This window comes from Streptococcus sp. 'caviae', from assembly GCF_001937065.1.
Lineage (GTDB): Bacteria > Bacillota > Bacilli > Lactobacillales > Streptococcaceae > Streptococcus.
Window position 1 is genome coordinate 92,908 of the sequence record NZ_MOWR01000009.1, and the last position, 17,949, is coordinate 110,856.

The window sequence follows — 17,949 nt, forward strand, 5'->3', positions numbered from 1 at the left end:
TGTATTTTTAGCACTCAGATAAAAAGAGTGCTAAAAAATGATGTTTTTTCCTTGACAGAAATTATGAATGGGGTATAATGGAATCATGAAGTTAGCAGTCAGTTGTTAAGAGTGCTAATTTTATTGAGCAGAGATTGGAGGTCAGCTTAGATGATTACCCAACGTCAAAAAGATATTCTCAATTTGATTGTTGAGATTTTTACTAAGACGCATGAGCCCATCGGTTCTAAAACGCTCCAAAATTCGATTGCTTCAAGCAGTGCAACTATCAGAAATGATATGGCGGCTTTGGAGAAGCTGGGGCTTTTGGAAAAAGCGCACACCTCCAGCGGCCGTCTGCCCAGCCAAGAAGGCTTTCGCTACTTTGTGGAACACTCTTTAAATCCAGATAATCTGGATGAACAGGATACCTACCAAGTGATTAAGGCTTTTGATTTTGAGGTCTTTCGTTTAGATGACCTTTTGCAAAAAGCCAGCGATGTTCTGGCAGAGCTGACAGGCTATACATCATTGATTATGGATGTGGAGCCAAAGAGGCAGTGCTTGACCACCTTTGATATTGTTAAGCTCAGCAATCACGATGCCTTGGCAGTTTTAACCTTAGATGAGGCCAGTCCTATAACGGTGCAGTTTGCCATCCCTAAGAATTTTTTGGACAGCGATTTGTTGACTGTTGTTAAAATTGTTCGGGAACGTCTCTTGAATCAGACGGTGCTGGATATCCATTACCGTTTGCGAACAGAACTTCCGCAGATTATTCAAAAGTATTTTCCGCGGACAGATAATGTTTTGGATTTATTTGATCATATTTTCAAACAAATTTTTCAAGAGAAGGTCTTCATCTCCGGTAAAATTAAAACACTGGAATTTGCAGGACTTGAAACCTATCAATTTCTGGATAATCCGCAGTCCGCTGCTTTGGAGATTCGCGAGACACTCCCGGAAGATGAAACTTATCGGGTGCAAATTGCTGAAAGCCGCGAGAAAAGTTTAGCAGAGCTGACGGTCATCAGTCAGAAATTTCTGATTCCTTACAGAGGATTTGGCATTTTGACAGTGATTGGTCCGGTGGACTTGGATTATCGGCGGACGGTCAGTCTGATTACTATTATCAGCCGTATTTTAGCTATTAAGCTTGGGGACTTTTACCGTTATCTCAACAGTAATCATTATGAAGTTCATTAAGCAAAGAAAACAGTTGATTTTATTGTTAAAAACAAAAAGGAAAGAGGTGTAACCTTGTCGGAAAAAGAGACTAAAGAAGAGCTCAAGGAAGAAGCAAAAGCAGCTGAAACAACTGAATCTGCAGCTGAAGAAGTCACAGAAGAGGCTATTGAAGAAACTCCTGAAAATAAGGAGCTGCAGGAAGCACTTGACCGAGCAGAAGATTTTGAAAACAAGTATCTGCGTGCCCATGCTGAAATGCAAAATGTTCAGCGCCGTGCCAATGAAGAGCGTCAGAGCTTACAAAAGTATCGCTCGCAGGACTTGGCAAAGAAAATTCTCCCCAGTCTTGATAATCTGGAAAGAGCTTTGGCTGTGGAAGGTCTAACAGACGATGTCAAGAAAGGGCTCGAAATGGTGCAGGAAAGTCTAATTCAGGCTCTCAAAGAAGAGGGAGTTGAAGAAGTGGAACTGGAAAACTTTGATCCCAATCTTCACATGGCAGTACAAACTCTTGAAGCAGATGAAGAACACCCTGCAGATTCGATTGCACAGGTCTTGCAAAAGGGCTACAAACTCCATGAACGTTTGCTAAGACCGGCCATGGTGGTGGTGTATAACTAGTCAATAATGATGGGCATTAAAATGCCTCATCATTATACGGCAACCGCTATGGCGGATTGCCTAGACTCCTTACTAGCCAATGATGTTGGCTAATCAATAAAATAAAGATAATCACGTCCGAAACGACGGTAAACTAGGTGGTAAGTCAGAAATCTTTGATTTCGCTGACGCATCCCTGTAAGACTGACTAGTATTTTCATCGTCTGAAGGGCGTAGAAAGTGCAGCCAGCTACTGCTAATGAAACAAATAAAGTGCAAGCCGCAGGCTAGCACAGATCCCTCACTGATTCGCGCATCAAAAGGCGAACGAAGTGAGCTACACGATATTTTCCGCCGTGGTGATAGTCAGATAACAAGAATTGTTATCTGACAGGGAAATTTTGAAACCTTGGGTTCAAAATTTAGGCATGGAACTCCGAAGGAGGTCGCTGCCGTCCCCACCACTTAAGGAAAATATCAAAAAGAATTTATAAAAAAGAGGAAAAACATAATGAGCAAAATTATCGGTATTGACTTAGGTACAACTAACTCAGCAGTCGCAGTTCTCGAAGGAACTGAAAGCAAAATTATCGCAAATCCAGAAGGTAACCGTACGACACCTTCAGTTGTTTCATTCAAGAATGGTGAAATTGTTGTTGGTGATGCTGCTAAACGTCAGGCAGTAACCAATCCAGAAACAATTCTTTCCATTAAATCAAAAATGGGAACTTCTGAAAAAGTTGCGGCTAATGGCAAAGAATACACACCTCAAGAAATCTCAGCAATGATTCTTCAATACCTTAAAGGTTATGCAGAAGATTATCTGGGTGAAAAAGTCACTAAAGCTGTTATCACTGTTCCAGCTTACTTCAACGATGCACAGCGTCAAGCAACAAAAGACGCTGGTAAAATTGCCGGACTTGAAGTAGAACGTATCGTCAACGAACCAACTGCGGCAGCTCTTGCTTACGGTCTTGATAAACAAGATAAAGATGAAAAAATCTTAGTCTTTGACCTTGGCGGCGGTACCTTTGACGTTTCTATCCTTGAATTGGGTGACGGGGTCTTCGACGTATTGGCAACTGCCGGTGACAACAAACTCGGTGGTGATAACTTTGACCAAAAAGTCATTGACTGGCTGGTTGAAGAATTCAAGAAAGAAAACGGTATCGACTTATCAACAGATAAGATGGCCCTGCAACGTTTGAAGGATGCTGCTGAAAAAGCCAAAAAAGATCTGTCAGGTGTGACTTCAACTCAAATCAGCTTGCCGTTCATTACTGCCGGTGAGGCTGGACCGCTTCACTTGGAAACAAGTCTGTCCCGTGCGAAATTTGATGATTTAACGCGTGACCTGGTAGAACGCACGAAGACTCCAGTTCGCCAAGCTCTTTCTGATGCAGGTTTGAGCTTGTCAGAAATTGACGAAGTTATTCTGGTCGGCGGTTCAACTCGTATTCCTGCCGTTGTTGAAGCTGTTAAGGCTGAAACTGGCAAAGAACCAAATAAATCAGTAAACCCAGACGAAGTTGTTGCTATGGGTGCTGCCATCCAAGGCGGTGTCATCACTGGTGATGTTAAAGACGTCGTTCTGCTTGACGTAACACCATTGTCACTCGGTATCGAAACAATGGGCGGTGTCTTCACAAAACTCATCGACCGCAACACAACTATCCCAACTTCTAAATCACAAGTCTTCTCAACTGCAGCAGATAATCAGCCAGCCGTTGACATCCACGTGCTTCAAGGTGAACGTCCAATGGCCGCAGACAACAAGACTCTCGGACGTTTCCAATTAACCGATATTCCAGCTGCTCCTCGCGGTATTCCGCAAATCGAAGTAACCTTTGACATCGATAAAAACGGTATTGTTTCTGTTAAAGCTAAGGATCTTGGCACTCAAAAAGAACAAACTATTGTTATCAAGTCTAACGATGGACTCAGCGAAGAAGAAATTGACCGCATGATGAAAGATGCTGAAGCCAATGCCGAAGCTGATGCAAAACGCAAAGAAGAAGTTGACCTTAAAAATGAAGTTGACCAAGCTATCTTTGCTACTGAAAAGACCATCAAGGAAACCGAAGGCAAAGGTTTTGATACTGAACGTGATGCGGCTCAGGCAGCTCTTGATGAATTGAAGAAAGCTCAAGAATCAGATAATATTGACGATATGAAGGCTAAGCTTGAAGCGCTTAATGAAAAAGCGCAAGCCTTGGCTATGAAACTCTATGAACAAGCAGCCGCTCAGCAGCAAGCACAAGCCGGCCAAGAAGGAGCCCAATCCGCAGATTCATCAGACAAGGGCGGCGATGATGTCGTAGACGGCGAGTTTACTGAGAAGTAAAGGAAGAGAAATGGTATGTATGGATTATTAGCTCTATTTTTGTTATTTATTGTTGCCTTTGGGGCCCTAATAGTAGTTGCATATCCTAAAGATGAGGGCGGAAATGAGACTTTATTTGGAAGAAAACCGATTTATTTATTGCAGAAATTATTGGAGTTAATCATTCTACCGGTTGTGTTAGGATTGGTGTTGATACTACTGTCGTAACTATATTTATCACAGAGGTTGAACCCCAGCCTCTGTTTTTGGGTAATAGCGTCAGCAATAAAAGCGGTCAAAGACCGCACAGCCGATAATTTTTGCCGTGGTGAGAGTAACAGTAGCTTTAGCTACTGTTACGAGGGGATTTTTGAAACCTTTGGGTTCAAAAATAAGCAATGGAACGACATAGTCGGTCGCTTGCGTCCCCACCACCTAAGAAAATTATCAAAAAAATAACAAAAGGTATTTAAGATGAATAATACAGAATATTATGATCGTCTGGGGGTGTCAAAGGACGCCAGCCAGGACGAAATTAAAAAAGCTTATCGGAAGATGTCAAAAAAATACCATCCCGATATTAATAAGGATCCTGGAGCCGAAGAAAAATACAAAGAGATTCAAGAAGCCTATGAAACACTGGGAGATGAGCAAAAACGTGCCGCTTATGATCAATACGGTCCGGCAGGAGCCAATGGCGGTTTCGGCGGCAACGGTGGTTTTGGCGGTTTTGACAGCTCAGGTTTCGGCGGTTTTGAGGATATTTTTTCAAGTTTCTTCGGCGGCGGAGCTTCCAGAAATCCGAATGCCCCCCGTCAGGGTGATGATCTTCAGTATCGTGTCAATCTTCAGTTTGAAGAGGCTGTTTTTGGTACAGAAAAAGAGGTTCACTACAACCGCGAAGCAACTTGTCACACCTGTGACGGTTCAGGAGCCAAACCCGGCACAAGTCCTGTTACCTGCGGTAAGTGCCATGGTTCAGGTGTTATCAATGTGGATACTCAGACGCCGCTTGGCATGATGCGCCGTCAGGTGACCTGTGATGTCTGTCATGGCAGCGGTAAGGAAATCAAGGAGCCTTGTCAAACCTGTCGTGGAACAGGCCATGAAAAACAAAGCCATAAGGTCTCTGTTAAAATCCCTGCCGGTGTTGAAACCGGTCAGCAAATCCGTTTGGCAGGTCAGGGAGAAGCCGGCTTTAACGGCGGTCCTTATGGGGATCTCTTTGTTATCATCAATGTTCTTAAGAGCGACAAATTTGAACGCGATGGATCGACCATCTACTATAGCTTGAACATTAACTTTGTTCAGGCGGCTCTTGGAGATACCGTTGAGGTACCGACTGTTCACGGCAATGTTGAACTGGCCATCCCTGCCGGAACCCAGACAGGCAAAACTTTCCGTCTTAAGGGTAAAGGAGCACCGCGTTTGCGCGGCAATGGACAGGGGGATCAGCATGTGACCGTCAAGGTTGTTACACCGACAAAACTAAACGATGCCCAAAAAGAGGCTCTGCAGGCTTTTGCTAAGGCCAGCGGCCTCGATCCCGTTCATCCTAAGAAAAAAGGCTTCTTTAACAAGGTAAAAGATGCTTTTGATGAGATGTAAAACAGCTAAAAGAGCCTGAGATATTTTATCTCAGGTTTTTTTCGTAGCCGTAAACTTTTGTTCTTCAGTTTTTAAATGCTTGAGGTCTCTTTAACAGCGGGGATCAAGGATGACTTTATCTGTAATTGCAGTTATGGGTCGGCTGGAATGTCTGATGATTTTTAGCGTTTAAACTGTCCCCGTACAGATGAAAGGTTCTTGTCTTGTCCCTCAGCTTTTAGCATGCTATAATGCATTTATGGTACGATATAAAGCAATTATTTCTTATGATGGAACAGATTTTTCCGGCTTTCAGCGGCAGAAAAATGCAAGAACGGTTCAGGAAGAAATTGAGAAGACGCTTTTGAGATTGAACAGCGGCACATTTGTTAAGATTCACGGTGCAGGCCGAACAGATGCAGGCGTTCATGCTTACGGTCAGGTTATTCATTTTGACCTGGATGAGGAGCGTGATTTGGAAAGACTGCGCTTTGGTTTGGATACGCAGACACCGGACGATATTGATGTTATCAGGGTTGATAAGGTTTCTGAAAATTTTCATGCACGGTATTGCAAGCATAGTAAAACCTACGAATTTCTAGTTGATCTGGGTCGGCCTAAAAATCCTCTCATGCGCCATTATGCGACGCATTTTCCCTATGCGGTTGATGTCACTGCCATTGAAGCGGCAATCAAAAAACTGCGGGGAAGGCATGATTTCACAGGATTTACAGCTTCCGGGACAAGTGTTGATAATAAAGTTAGGACAATCAGCCGTGCAGACGTTGCTTTTGATGGGGAGAACCACTTGCTGATTTTCACCTTTACGGGAAACGGTTTTTTGTATAAGCAGGTTCGAAATATGGTCGGAACCCTGCTGAAAATTGGCAATGGCCGCATGCCGGTTGAACAGATTGACAGTATTTTGGAGTTAAAAGACCGCCATTTAGCCGGTCCGACAGCTGCAGGCAATGGGCTTTATCTTAAGGAGATTATTTATGATGACTAAATATATTTTAGCGATTTCAGGAAATGATATTTTTAGCGGCGGCGGTTTATCTGCCGATCTGGCAACCTATACAGTTAATGGACTTAAGGGGTTTGTAGCAGTGAGCTGCCTTACTGCTGTAACAGAAAAAGGATTTGAAGTCTTCCCCGTGGACGGCGATATTTTTGGCCAGCAGTTAGACAGTTTGGCAGATATTGATTTTTCTGCCATAAAACTGGGACTTCTCCCCAATGTGGAAGTAGCTGAAAAAGCCTTAACCTTCATTAAAGAGCAAAAAGGGATTCCTGTGGTTTTAGATCCGGTCCTTGTTTGCAAGGAAAATCACGATCTGGAAGTCAGTGCACTGCGAGATGAACTGATTCGGTTTTTCCCCTATGTCACTATTATTACACCCAATCTGACCGAAGCGCAGCTATTGACCCAAAAAACCATAGAAAGTTTAGAGGATATGAAGGAAGCCGCTCAGATGCTGCATAGCATGGGCGCTCAAAATGTGGTTGTCAAGGGCGGCAATCGTTTTCGCAAGGATCGAGCTCTGGACGTCTTTTATGACGGGCAGCATTTTCAAGTGCTGGACTGCCCTGTCTTAGACAAAAATAATACGGGGGCGGGCTGTACTTTTGCGTCAAGCATTGCCAGTCAGTTAGTACTTGGCAAGACTGTTCAAGAAGCTGTCAGCGAAGCTAAGGCCTTTGTCTATCAGGCGATTGAACACTCAGATGATTATGGGGTAAAACAAAATTATGAAAGATGACAAGGTGCAGCGTCTAAGCCTGCTTGCAGTTTTAACGGCTTTAAGTGTTGTTTTTGGCTTATTTCTAAAGATTCCGACACCGACAGGCTTTTTAACTTTTTTAGATGCTGGTATTTACTTCACGGCCTTTTATTTAGGGAGCAAAGAAGGAGCTGCTGTTGGCGGTCTGTCCGCATTTTTGCTGGATCTGACTGCTGGCTATCCCAATTGGATGCTCATCAGTCTTTTGGCGCACGGTGGACAGGGCTATTTTGCCGGATGGACCGGTAGAAAGCATTGTTTAGGGCTCGTCTTAGCCTCTTTGACCATGGTTGGGCTTTACTTTTTGTTTTCTATTCCTTTTTACGGTCTGGGAGCTTCGCTGGCCGGTATTTGGGGCAATGTCCTGCAAAACTTTTTTGGCATGCTGATTGGCTACCTTACCTGTCTAAACTTTAAACGTTTGGAAAGGAGATAAGATGGATTTACAAGAAATACAAAGACAAACGCACAGCATTGTTGCTGATATCATTGAGCGTTCGGCTATTAAAAACGGTCAGATTTTTGTTCTCGGCCTATCCAGCAGTGAAGTTGCCGGCGGTGTGATTGGGCAGAATTCCAGTCTTGAGATTGGCGAAACGATTGTTAAGACAATCTTGTCTTATCTCAATGACAGGGGTATTTATCTGGCAGTTCAGGGCTGTGAGCATCTCAATCGTGCTCTGGTGGTTGAGCGTAAATTGGCTGAGAAAAAAGATTTAGAAATCGTCAATGTTCTGCCGACTCTTCATGCCGGCGGTAGCGGCCAGCTGGCAGCCTTTAAATACATGAACGATCCTGTGGAAGTTGAAGAAATCACAGCCCATGCGGGTCTTGATATCGGCGATACGGCTATTGGTATGCATATCAAGCGCGTGCAGGTTCCCTTGCGTCCCCTTGTGCGAGAACTCGGCGGAGCCCATGTCACAGCCTTGGCCAGCCGTCCCAAACTTATCGGCGGCAGTCGGGCAACTTATCAGCCGGATCCTATTCGTAAATTTTAAAAACCAGCCTCTTAACAGACTAACTCTGACAAGGGGCTGGTTTTGTTTATTTTTGAAACTGGGGCCTAGTCATACTATTAGCTGTAGGCAAAGCAATTCCAGCCGCTGTAAGCGCTTCTTGATAGAGGCGGTAAAACGTATAGTAGATATGGTTTTGTCTGCCGTTTTGGACAAAGATGTCTACCCGAAAGACCATCTGTCCTGTTGCTGCAGATGGTGTTGCGCCTAAGATACTGGGGACACCAACAATTTCAGGATAATTGGGAACATTTTCTTCATTGACTTGGTTGATAACAGCAGTCACTGTTTCAAGGCTTGTATCAGCGTAAATGGGAATATCAATCTGCGCCCGCATATCACCGCGGGACAGATTGCTGACAATGGTAATACTGCGGTTGGGAATGAAATGCAGGGTCCCGTCAAAATCGCGGATTTGTGTGGTTCGGATGCCGACGCTGACAACCGTTCCAGCAATAGTTCCAGTTACCGTATTTAACTTGACGGAATCACCAACATCAAACTGACGCTCAAGCAAAATGAAAAAGCCGTTAACCAAATCAGAAAGGAATCCTTGGGCGCCGAGCCCTATAGCGACACCTGCAATTCCTGCACCGGCTAAAAGACTTGAAACCGGAAGTCCGATAATTGCCAACATCCAGTAAATCAGCAGAAAATAGAGGCTGTAGTCCATCAGGTTGTGAAAGAGTTTTACCAAGGTTTTTTGCCGAGCTTGGCTGTATTTAGCCAGAGACATAGACTTGGCAACGGTTTTTTTAAAAAGGTAGTTGATGACCTTTTTGGCGATTGCAAAAACGACAAGTAACAGGAAGATGGACAGGAGCTTGGAAGAGAAGTCAAACACCATCTTCTCCAGATCAAAATTGCCCAGATAGGAAGTTATAAATTTCATGATTTTAGTGTATCAAAAAAACCAAAAATTAAAAAGAGGCTGACAGAAAGTGCCATCCAATTAGAACACAAAACTATCAACGGACCAATTCCTTTTGCCTGCAGGGATGAAACCAAAAGAAAAAAGCGGAGCAAAATCAGCACTTGCAAGGCCTGACTTTGTGTCGCTTTTAATTGTTATTTATTGTTCCTTATGAGGGGTCTGCGTTTGGTTGAGCCAAGCGTAGGCTAAGCCGATGAAAACACCGCCGCCGATCCAGTTGCCAAAGAACACGACAATCCACTGGCGCAGAACATTGATGAGCTCAAGGCCTTTGATATGTTCGACAGAACTGAAAGCAGCCAGCATGAAAGAAGCAAAATTGGCAATCAAGTGTTCGTTGATTAAAAAGACAAACATGAAAATGGCTGAGAGGGCAATGGTGATTTTGGCGCTTTCTTCTTTGAGAAGCATATAGCCCAGAATAGCGATATTGACGAACATGTTGGCTGTAATACCTTCAAAGAAATTTTGCCAATCACTCTTAGCCAGCTTTGTCTGCACGGCATTGACTAAAAAACTTTTGTCGGTCAGCTGATCAAAGGAGAATGACTGGTTGAAAAGCCAGGCCAAAATAATGGCGCCGATGAGATTGAAAAAGGTACAGGTCACTAAAATGACTGTGGCTTTTTTGAAGGAAATGTGCTTGTAGTAAGCTCCTGAAGACAGAAACATCATATTTGATGTCGCCAGCTCCCCATTAAAAAGCAAGACATAAACCAAACCAAAACTAAAAATAAAGGCGAAAGCGAAACGTCCAAAGGCAGGAGAAAACTGGGAGATGACATCGGCAGCGATGGCACCGACGGCAGTACTCATTGTTAAATAGGCTCCTGCAAACATGGAACGCAAGGCGTAGCGCCCGAGGCTTTCATCAAAAAGAGCCTCTTTTTTACGGCAGGCTGCAGCTATTTTTTCCTGAAAAGGACTGGGTGTAGCAGTTGTGGTATGAACCATAAGAGCACCTTTCTAAAAAATTTATTTTGAAAAATTTAATCATTTTCCTTTACATTATACCTTTTTTTAAGAAAAATGAAAAGGGTTTCAGAAAAGGAGTGGGTTTTCCCAAGCGAAAATACATTTTGTTGCTTTCTCCGAAATTTAGCCGCCGTTAAATAGAAGAAAAAACTTCCAAATTGACAATAAATGTGATAAACTGGAAAGTGCAAATAAATTTTAAGGAGAAATGACTTCATGTCTACATCATTTGAAAACAAAGCTACAAATCGTGGGGTTGTTACGTTCACGATTGGCCAAGACAAGATTCAGCCGGCTCTTGACCAAGCCTTCAATAAAGTGAAGAAAGATATTTCAGTTCCGGGATTCCGCAAGGGACATATTACACGTACTGTTTTTAATCAAAAATTCGGTGAAGAAGCTCTTTATGAAGAGGCTTTGAACAGTATTTTGCCAGCAGCATACGAAGGAGCGGTTGCTGAACTGGAACTGGACGTTGTAGCTCAGCCAAAAATTGATGTTAAATCAATGGAAAAAGGCCAAGACTGGGAAATTACTGCAGAAGTGGTAACGAAACCGGAAGTAAAACTTGGTGACTATAAAAACCTTGAAGTATCAGTGGAAGAATCTAAAGAAGTTACTGATGCAGAAGTGGACGAAAAAATTGAACGCGAACGCAGCAACTTAGCTGAGCTCGTTCTGAAAGAAGACGCAGCAGCTGAAGGTGATACTGTCGTTATCGACTTTGTTGGTTCAGTTGACGGTGTTGAATTTGACGGCGGCAAAGGTGACAACTTCTCCCTTGAATTGGGCAGCGGCCAGTTTATTCCTGGCTTTGAAGACCAATTGATTGGCAAAAAAGCTGGCGAAACAGTTGACGTTAACGTTACCTTCCCAGAAGATTACCAAGCAGCAGACCTTGCTGGCAAGGACGCTAAATTTGTAACAACTATCCATGAAGTCAAAGCTAAAGAAGTTCCAGAATTGGACGACGAATTGGCTAAAGATATTGACGAAGAAGTAGAAACTTTGGATGAATTAAAGGCTAAGTACCGTAAGGAACTTGAAGCTGCTAAGGAAACTGCCTATGATGATGCAGTTGAAAGCGCAGCGATTGACTTGGCTGTTGCTAATGCGGAAATTGTTGAATTGCCGGAAGAAATGGTTCATGATGAAGTTCATCGTGCTATGCAGGAATTTATGGGCAATATGCAGCGCCAAGGTATCTCATCAGAAATGTACTTCCAATTGACCGGTACAACTGAAGAAGACCTTCACAAACAATACGAAGCAGACGCTGACAAGCGTGTGAAAACAAACCTCGTTATTGAGGCGATTGCTAAGGCAGAAGGCTTCGAAGCTTCAGACGAAGAAATCGAAAAAGAAATCACTGATCTTGCAGCTGAATACAGCATGGATGCGGAACAAGTACGTTCACTTCTGTCGCCTGATATGCTCAAGCATGACATTGCCATGAAAAAAGCTGTTGATACTATTACAAGCACAGCAAGCGTTAAATAAGCCTGCTTCACTGCTTTTCTTAAATAGGACTTGGGGAATTTGCTCCAGGTCCTTAATTTTTTCAGGTATTTACAGAACAGGCAAGGTTAAGGGTCTGTAATGGCAGAAAAATCAAAGAAACAGAGAGCCCTGTCACGGATTTCTTCATCTTTTTCTAGCAAGGTGTTTAACAGCCTGTTATAATAAGGTAGAAGGAAACGCAATTATATCTAGTCTTTAATGCAAATGAGGAGTTGCCTATGATAAAACTGATTGTTTTTGATATGGATGGTGTCATCGTTGATACTGAGTATCTGGATTTTCAATTGCAGCAGGAGTACATCAAAACGATTGCCCAAAATCCAGCTGCTTTGACTCATGAAGACTTTTCCAGCCTTGTCGGCCGATCCGGCAAAGATTTGTTAACGAGAATTAAAAAACTCAGTCAGCTGGACCTTGCTGATGAAACGATTGAACAGGGGCTGCAAAGGGTTGAAGCGCAAAAATATCGCAAGGAAAGCTATCTGCCGCTGTTTCGCAAAGATATCTTTGCGGTTTTGGAGTATGCTAAGGCTAATCACATTGCCTTGGGAGTTGCTTCGTCAACGCAAAAGAAGTACATTCTAGAAATTCTGACTAATTGCGGGATTAAGGATTATTTTGATGTCATTGTCAGCGGTGAAGATTTTGAAGCCAGTAAGCCTGATCCGGCCATTTATCTGTCGGTTCTCAAACGCTTAGGTGTTCCCAGTGAACAGGCGCTTGCTGTTGAAGACTCACCTTCAGGAATTGCATCAGCTAAGGGAGCAGGCATGCGGACGGTCGCCTATGAAGAAAAACGCATGACCATTGATCAGTCACAGGCTGATTATGTGGCTAAAGACATGTTAGATATTTTGGACTATATCAAGTCTGTTTAGCTGAGGGCAGGGCCTGCTGTATAAAGGTCAGATAAGGAAGGGATCCTGCAAGATCTCTTTTGACTTACTGCTAAAAATATCGTAAAATATAAGTTAACGACAAAATAAGGAGAATCACCTTGGAATTAGAAGTATTTGCTGGACAAGAAAAAAGCGAACTCTCAATGATTGAAGTTGCCCGTGCCATTTTAGAAGAACGCGGCCGGGACAATGAGATGTATTTTAGTGATCTTGTTAATGCTATTCAAGTTTATTTGGAAAAATCGGATTCAGATATTCGTCATGCGCTGCCTTACTTCTATTCAGATTTGAATACTGACGGCAGCTTTATTCCGCTTGGTGACAATAAATGGGGTCTGCGCTCCTGGTATGGCATCGATGAAATTGATGAAGAAATTGTCACTCTGGAAGACGATGAAGACGGTGCGCCAAAACGCAAGAGAAAACGTGTCAACGCCTTTATGGACGGCGATGAGGACGCTATCGACTACAGTGATGACGATCCTGAAGATGAAAGCTTCGATACACCTGAAGAAGACACTGACTACGATGATGACAACCCAGATGATGAAAAGTCTGAAGTGGAGTCTTATGATTCTGAAATCAATGAAATTATTCCGGATGAAGATCTGGACGAAAATGTTGATTTAGATGAAGAAGATGATGACTACTCTGACGATGACGAAGAGGAAGATGACGACGAAGAGTAAGTTTTCGTATTTGTTTCTGCATTGACAAATGAAGTCAGATAGTTTATATTATTTACTGGGCACCTCTTTTGAGGTCGGTATAAGCTCCCTAATCTTAGGGAGCATTTTTCTTTTTTCTTCCCAAATTAACTAAAGGAGCATTTAATGACAAAGTATATTTTTGTAACCGGCGGTGTTGTTTCTTCAATTGGCAAAGGGATTGTGGCTGCAAGTCTCGGCCGTCTTTTGAAAAATCGCGGTCTTAAGGTGACCATTCAAAAATTTGACCCCTATATCAATATTGACCCGGGAACGATGAGCCCTTATCAGCACGGTGAAGTCTATGTGACCGATGACGGCGCTGAGACGGACCTTGACCTTGGGCACTACGAACGTTTTATTGATATTAATCTCAATAAATATTCGAACGTAACAACAGGAAAAATATACAGTGAAGTCCTCCGTAAAGAGCGCAAAGGAGAATATCTGGGAGCTACTGTTCAGGTTATTCCTCACATTACCGATGCTCTGAAAGAAAAGATTAAACGCGCTGCTACCACTACTGATTCGGATGTTATTATCACTGAGGTCGGGGGAACTGTCGGTGATATTGAAAGCCTTCCTTTCCTGGAAGCTCTGCGCCAGATGAAAGCTGACGTGGGTTCTGATAATGTTATGTACATTCATACCACCCTTCTTCCTTACCTCAAGGCAGCCGGTGAGATGAAAACCAAACCAACTCAGCACTCGGTTAAGGAACTGCGCGGTCTGGGAATTCAGCCAAATATGCTTGTTATTCGGACGGAAAAGCCTGCCGAACAAGGCATTAAGAATAAACTGGCCCAATTCTGCGATGTGGCGCCAGAAGCCGTCATTGAATCGCTTGATGTTGACCACCTCTATCAAATTCCGCTGAATCTGCAGGCGCAAAACATGGATCAAATCGTTTGCGATCATTTAAAACTGAATGTGCCGGCTGCCGATATGACAGAGTGGTCTGCCATGGTTGATAAGGTGATGAACCTTAAGAAAACGACTAAGATTGCCCTTGTCGGGAAATACGTAGAGCTTCCGGATGCTTATCTGTCTGTAGTTGAAGCTCTGAAACATTCAGGCTATGTTAACGATACGGCTATTGATTTTGATTGGATCAATGCCAATGATGTGACCGCTGAAAATGTTGCTGAATTGCTGGAAAGTGCAGACGGCATCATTGTGCCGGGCGGTTTTGGGCAACGCGGTACCGAAGGTAAAATTGAAGCCATTCGCTATGCGCGTGAAAATGATGTTCCCATGCTTGGTATCTGCCTTGGTATGCAGCTGACCTGTGTGGAGTATGCCCGTCATGTCCTCAATCTTGAAGGGGCTAATTCTGCTGAACTGGATCCAAATACAAAATATCCCGTTATCGATATTATGCGTGATCAGATTGATATCGAAGATATGGGCGGTACCCTGCGTCTGGGACTTTACCCATGTAAATTAAAGCCGGGCAGCAAGGCAGCGGCAGCTTATGACAATCAAGATGTGGTTCAGCGCCGCCACCGCCATCGCTATGAATTTAACAATGCCTACCGTCAGCAGTTTGAAGACGCCGGCTTTGTCTTCTCAGGCGTATCTCCTGACAATCGCCTGGTAGAAGTTGTAGAACTTTCAGACAAGAAATTTTTTGTGGCTGCTCAGTATCATCCAGAACTGCAGTCACGCCCTAACCGTCCTGAGGAGCTCTATACAGCTTTCGTAACAGCGGCAGTTGAAAACAGTCACTAATAATAAGAACAGATTAAAAAATAAGCTCTGTAATCTCTGCAGCAGGTAATGGCTTTAGAGATACAGAGCTTTTGCTATCTATCAAAAAAGCCCCATATAACTATAATAAACAGCAAGAGCCATTATCGTAAGTCATATGGGACGACTTTAAGTATCATAGCATTAATTGAATAGAGTGCCGACTAACAAAATAGTATTTAATTCAAAAATGAAAAAAACATATTAGCTATCACTAAGATGCATTCCAGCATAAAAATTCCAAAACAGATAAGCTTGACAGTACCATTTTGACTCCGCTTAGAAATTAAGACTAATACTGCAAAACTTAATAATATTAACGAGTAAATAACATATATCATATATCTAACTCAACCCCTTTATAATGGTGTATTATAACCAACTCCAGCGCCGAGCACAGCACCAGCAATGGCACTGGTAGCAACAACCCCGGCTTCAGTAGCCCAACCAAATCCAGGAACACACATAACTGGAAGTGCAGCAGCTCCACCAGCTTTGGCTCCGGCAAGAACTCCAGTGACCCCACCAGCAATGGCACCAACCCAGCCTTGACCTTGAATTTGAGCAAGATTATCAGCATCCAAAGATTCGAACGCCTCGAAAGCTAAAGTATTCATACTGAATCTCCTTTAAATAAATGTGATTTTTATACTCATTGTGCTAAAGAAAATTGATTAACAAAACGAATACGCCCATAGTCTAGGTCTTTTGACAGAAAAATTCAAGGGGATTTTCAGTATTGTTATTAATTACTCATTTTGGAGAAATCTTTTGATTATTTTTCTGGATTTTTTAACTTACTTCTCATCGACATATAAAGACCTTGTTTTCAGTGCCTCTCTAATGTGTATAATGTCGGCTGCAGTGATGACAGGATCTCTCTGCGTCACCTTTTCAACTATCCAGCCGGCTAACTTCATGTTAGAACTTTTAAGAAAAAGACAATTTGAGGATTTTTATAAAAATATGGGAAATATCCTTGACAGCAATATAGGAAGTTGATATAATTTATTTTGTTGCTGCGGGGATGGCGGAATTGGCAGACGCGCAAGACTAAGGATCTTGTGACCGCTTTTGGTCGTGAGGGTTCAAGTCCCTCTCTCCGCATAGCATATTAGCTGGCTTGAGCCGGCTTTTTTTGTTTTGGTGAGTTTTCAAGAAAAGGCTGGAAATTTTACTGTAAAAGTGATAAAATAAACAATGTAATGGGGTTGCCCCAAAAAATATTTAGGAGGCCTTTAAAAATGGCAATCGTTTCAGCAGAAAAATTTATCCAAGCAGCTCGTGACAACGGTTATGCAGTTGGTGGATTTAACACAAACAACCTTGAGTGGACACAAGCTATCCTGCGTGCAGCAGAAGCTAAACAAGCTCCAGTTCTTATCCAAACGTCAATGGGTGCTGCTAAATACATGGGCGGTTACAAACTTTGTAAAGTGTTGATTGAAACTCTTGTAGAATCAATGGGCATTACTGTACCAGTTGCAATTCATCTTGACCACGGTCACTATGAAGATGCACTTGAATGTATCGAAGTTGGTTATACTTCAATCATGTTTGACGGTTCACATCTTCCAGTTGAAGAAAACCTTGAAAAAGCTAAAGAAGTTGTTGCAAAAGCACATGCTAAAGGTATTTCAGTTGAAGCTGAAGTTGGTACTATCGGCGGTGAAGAAGATGGTATCATCGGCCGCGGTGAATTGGCACCAATCGAAGATGCGAAAGCAATGGTTGAAACAGGCATTGACTTCTTGGCAGCAGGTATCGGAAACATCCACGGTCCATATCCAGAAAACTGGGAAGGCCTTGACCTTGATCACTTGAAGAAATTGACAGAAGCTGTTCCAGGTTTCCCAATCGTGCTTCACGGCGGATCAGGTATTCCTGATGATCAAATCCGTGCAGCTATCAAACTTGGTGTCGCTAAAGTTAACGTTAATACTGAGTGTCAAATTGCGTTCTCTAATGCAACTCGTGCCTTTGCGCGTGCTTATGATGCAAATGAAGCTGAATACGATAAGAAAAAACTCTTTGACCCGCGTAAATTCTTGGCAGATGGCGTTAAAGCTATCCAAGCAGCTGTTGAAGAACGTATTGATGTCTTTGGTTCAGAAGGTAAAGCTTAATTGTGCTGAACCTATCAATCAAGAAAATCCCGTCCATCCAGACGGGATTTTTTGTTATAATAAACTAAATAAAATTGCTAAAAGAGAGCCTTGATACAGGGAGTATATGTTAGAAGAGATTGTCGAAATTATTTTTCATGTTTTGTTTGAAGTTCCTAAAGATAAAAGGCTGGGTTCTTTAATAGCCTGGCTGACTTTTTATCTTGTATTAGTCTTTGTGATTAGTTTAATGACAGGTCTTTATGTACTTATTATGATTCTTTGGGCATTGTTCAAGCCTCTGGCCATTTTCCTGATTCTTTTGCTGTTAGCTGCAATTATTAGTCTTGCTATGGTACTGACAAGGCTGTATCAGCTATGGAAGCAAAAAAGAAGGAAGTAAGCGATCAGCCAAACCTTTGCCGTTTTCAGAAAAAGCTTAGTGACCATTGTGAATCATTCCCGTAGTTAGTTATCCCATACCCCGCATAGCTTTTCAAACACCCAAAAAGAAAAATCGCCACGATAAGTAGCGATTTTTCCCTTTTGTGAGCCTCAATGAAACGTCAAAGCGTTATA

The 17,949-nt window shown here is 42.7% G+C and carries 18 protein-coding genes and 1 tRNA gene; 16 read left to right on the top strand and 3 right to left on the bottom strand.

What is annotated here, in order from left to right; genetic code table 11:
- Window positions 1-150: 150 nt before the first annotated feature.
- From hrcA to BMI76_RS09090, 9 genes are all read left to right on the top strand, one after another.
- Window positions 151-1,185, top strand: coding sequence for a heat-inducible transcriptional repressor HrcA (hrcA, locus tag BMI76_RS09050; protein WP_075347253.1), 1,035 nt, complete (start codon window positions 151-153; stop codon window positions 1,183-1,185).
- Window positions 1,186-1,239: 54 nt separating this feature from the next.
- Complete coding sequence (gene grpE / locus BMI76_RS09055) at window positions 1,240-1,788, top strand: nucleotide exchange factor GrpE (protein WP_075347254.1); 549 nt, start codon at window positions 1,240-1,242, stop codon at window positions 1,786-1,788.
- A 490-nt stretch (window positions 1,789-2,278) separates the two neighbouring features.
- Window positions 2,279-4,111, top strand: coding sequence for a molecular chaperone DnaK (gene dnaK, locus BMI76_RS09060; RefSeq protein WP_075347255.1), 1,833 nt, complete (start codon window positions 2,279-2,281; stop codon window positions 4,109-4,111).
- 15 nt (window positions 4,112-4,126) lie between these two features.
- A complete protein-coding gene (locus BMI76_RS09065) occupies window positions 4,127-4,318 on the top strand; it encodes a hypothetical protein (protein ID WP_075347256.1) in 192 nt (63 codons plus the stop codon).
- 246 nt (window positions 4,319-4,564) lie between these two features.
- Complete coding sequence (gene dnaJ / locus BMI76_RS09070) at window positions 4,565-5,698, top strand: molecular chaperone DnaJ (protein WP_075347257.1); 1,134 nt, start codon at window positions 4,565-4,567, stop codon at window positions 5,696-5,698.
- A gap of 238 nt (window positions 5,699-5,936) precedes the next feature.
- A complete protein-coding gene (truA, locus tag BMI76_RS09075; protein WP_075347258.1) occupies window positions 5,937-6,686 on the top strand; it encodes a tRNA pseudouridine(38-40) synthase TruA in 750 nt (249 codons plus the stop codon).
- Window positions 6,676-7,440, top strand: coding sequence for a bifunctional hydroxymethylpyrimidine kinase/phosphomethylpyrimidine kinase (locus tag BMI76_RS09080; RefSeq protein ID WP_075347259.1), 765 nt, complete (start codon window positions 6,676-6,678; stop codon window positions 7,438-7,440). Before truA ends, BMI76_RS09080 begins: the two co-directional genes overlap by 11 nt.
- A complete protein-coding gene (locus BMI76_RS09085) occupies window positions 7,430-7,897 on the top strand; it encodes an ECF transporter S component (RefSeq protein WP_075347260.1) in 468 nt (155 codons plus the stop codon). The genes BMI76_RS09080 and BMI76_RS09085 overlap by 11 nt, the downstream gene beginning before the upstream one ends.
- Window position 7,898: 1 nt before the next feature.
- Window positions 7,899-8,462, top strand: a complete 564-nt coding sequence (locus BMI76_RS09090) for a TIGR01440 family protein (RefSeq protein ID WP_075347261.1) — start codon at window positions 7,899-7,901, stop codon at window positions 8,460-8,462.
- Window positions 8,463-8,508: 46 nt separating this feature from the next.
- Here the strand turns inward: BMI76_RS09090 and BMI76_RS09095 are convergent, their stop codons facing one another.
- Both BMI76_RS09095 and BMI76_RS09100 read right to left on the bottom strand, forming a co-directional pair.
- A complete protein-coding gene (locus BMI76_RS09095; RefSeq protein ID WP_075347262.1) occupies window positions 8,509-9,372 on the bottom strand; it encodes a mechanosensitive ion channel family protein in 864 nt (287 codons plus the stop codon).
- Window positions 9,373-9,552: 180 nt separating this feature from the next.
- Window positions 9,553-10,368, bottom strand: a complete 816-nt coding sequence (locus tag BMI76_RS09100; protein WP_075347263.1) for a formate/nitrite transporter family protein — start codon at window positions 10,366-10,368, stop codon at window positions 9,553-9,555.
- A gap of 237 nt (window positions 10,369-10,605) precedes the next feature.
- Here BMI76_RS09100 and tig point away from each other — a divergent pair, with 237 nt between their 5' ends.
- The 4 genes from tig (at window position 10,606) to BMI76_RS09120 (ending at window position 15,247) form a co-directional block, all read left to right on the top strand.
- Entirely contained in the window at window positions 10,606-11,889 is a 1,284-nt protein-coding gene (gene tig / locus BMI76_RS09105; RefSeq protein WP_075347264.1) for a trigger factor, read from the top strand.
- A gap of 239 nt (window positions 11,890-12,128) precedes the next feature.
- The gene (locus BMI76_RS09110) at window positions 12,129-12,788 is read left to right on the top strand and encodes an HAD family phosphatase (protein ID WP_075347265.1); all 660 of its coding nucleotides are present in this window, start codon (window positions 12,129-12,131) and stop codon (window positions 12,786-12,788) included.
- Between the two features lie 119 nt (window positions 12,789-12,907).
- On the top strand, window positions 12,908-13,498 hold the full coding sequence (gene rpoE, locus BMI76_RS09115) for a DNA-directed RNA polymerase subunit delta (RefSeq protein WP_075347266.1): 591 nt from the start codon (window positions 12,908-12,910) through the stop codon (window positions 13,496-13,498).
- Between the two features lie 144 nt (window positions 13,499-13,642).
- Window positions 13,643-15,247 carry a CTP synthase gene (locus BMI76_RS09120; protein WP_075347267.1) on the top strand — a complete coding sequence of 535 codons (1,605 nt, stop codon included), beginning with the start codon at window positions 13,643-13,645 and terminating at the stop codon, window positions 15,245-15,247.
- Between the two features lie 377 nt (window positions 15,248-15,624).
- On the opposite strand, the gene BMI76_RS09125 is transcribed toward BMI76_RS09120, so the two are convergent.
- Complete coding sequence (locus BMI76_RS09125; RefSeq protein WP_083623737.1) at window positions 15,625-15,882, bottom strand: hypothetical protein; 258 nt, start codon at window positions 15,880-15,882, stop codon at window positions 15,625-15,627.
- 404 nt (window positions 15,883-16,286) lie between these two features.
- Between BMI76_RS09125 and BMI76_RS09135 the strand changes: the two genes are divergently transcribed.
- From BMI76_RS09135 to BMI76_RS09145, 3 genes are all read left to right on the top strand, one after another.
- A tRNA-Leu gene (locus BMI76_RS09135) sits at window positions 16,287-16,372 on the top strand.
- Between the two features lie 137 nt (window positions 16,373-16,509).
- Entirely contained in the window at window positions 16,510-17,391 is an 882-nt protein-coding gene (locus BMI76_RS09140) for a class II fructose-bisphosphate aldolase (protein ID WP_075347269.1), read from the top strand.
- Window positions 17,392-17,497: 106 nt separating this feature from the next.
- Window positions 17,498-17,773: a hypothetical protein gene (locus tag BMI76_RS09145; protein ID WP_257615266.1), complete on the top strand. Its 276-nt coding sequence runs from the start codon at window positions 17,498-17,500 to the stop codon at window positions 17,771-17,773.
- Window positions 17,774-17,949: the final 176 nt, after the last annotated feature.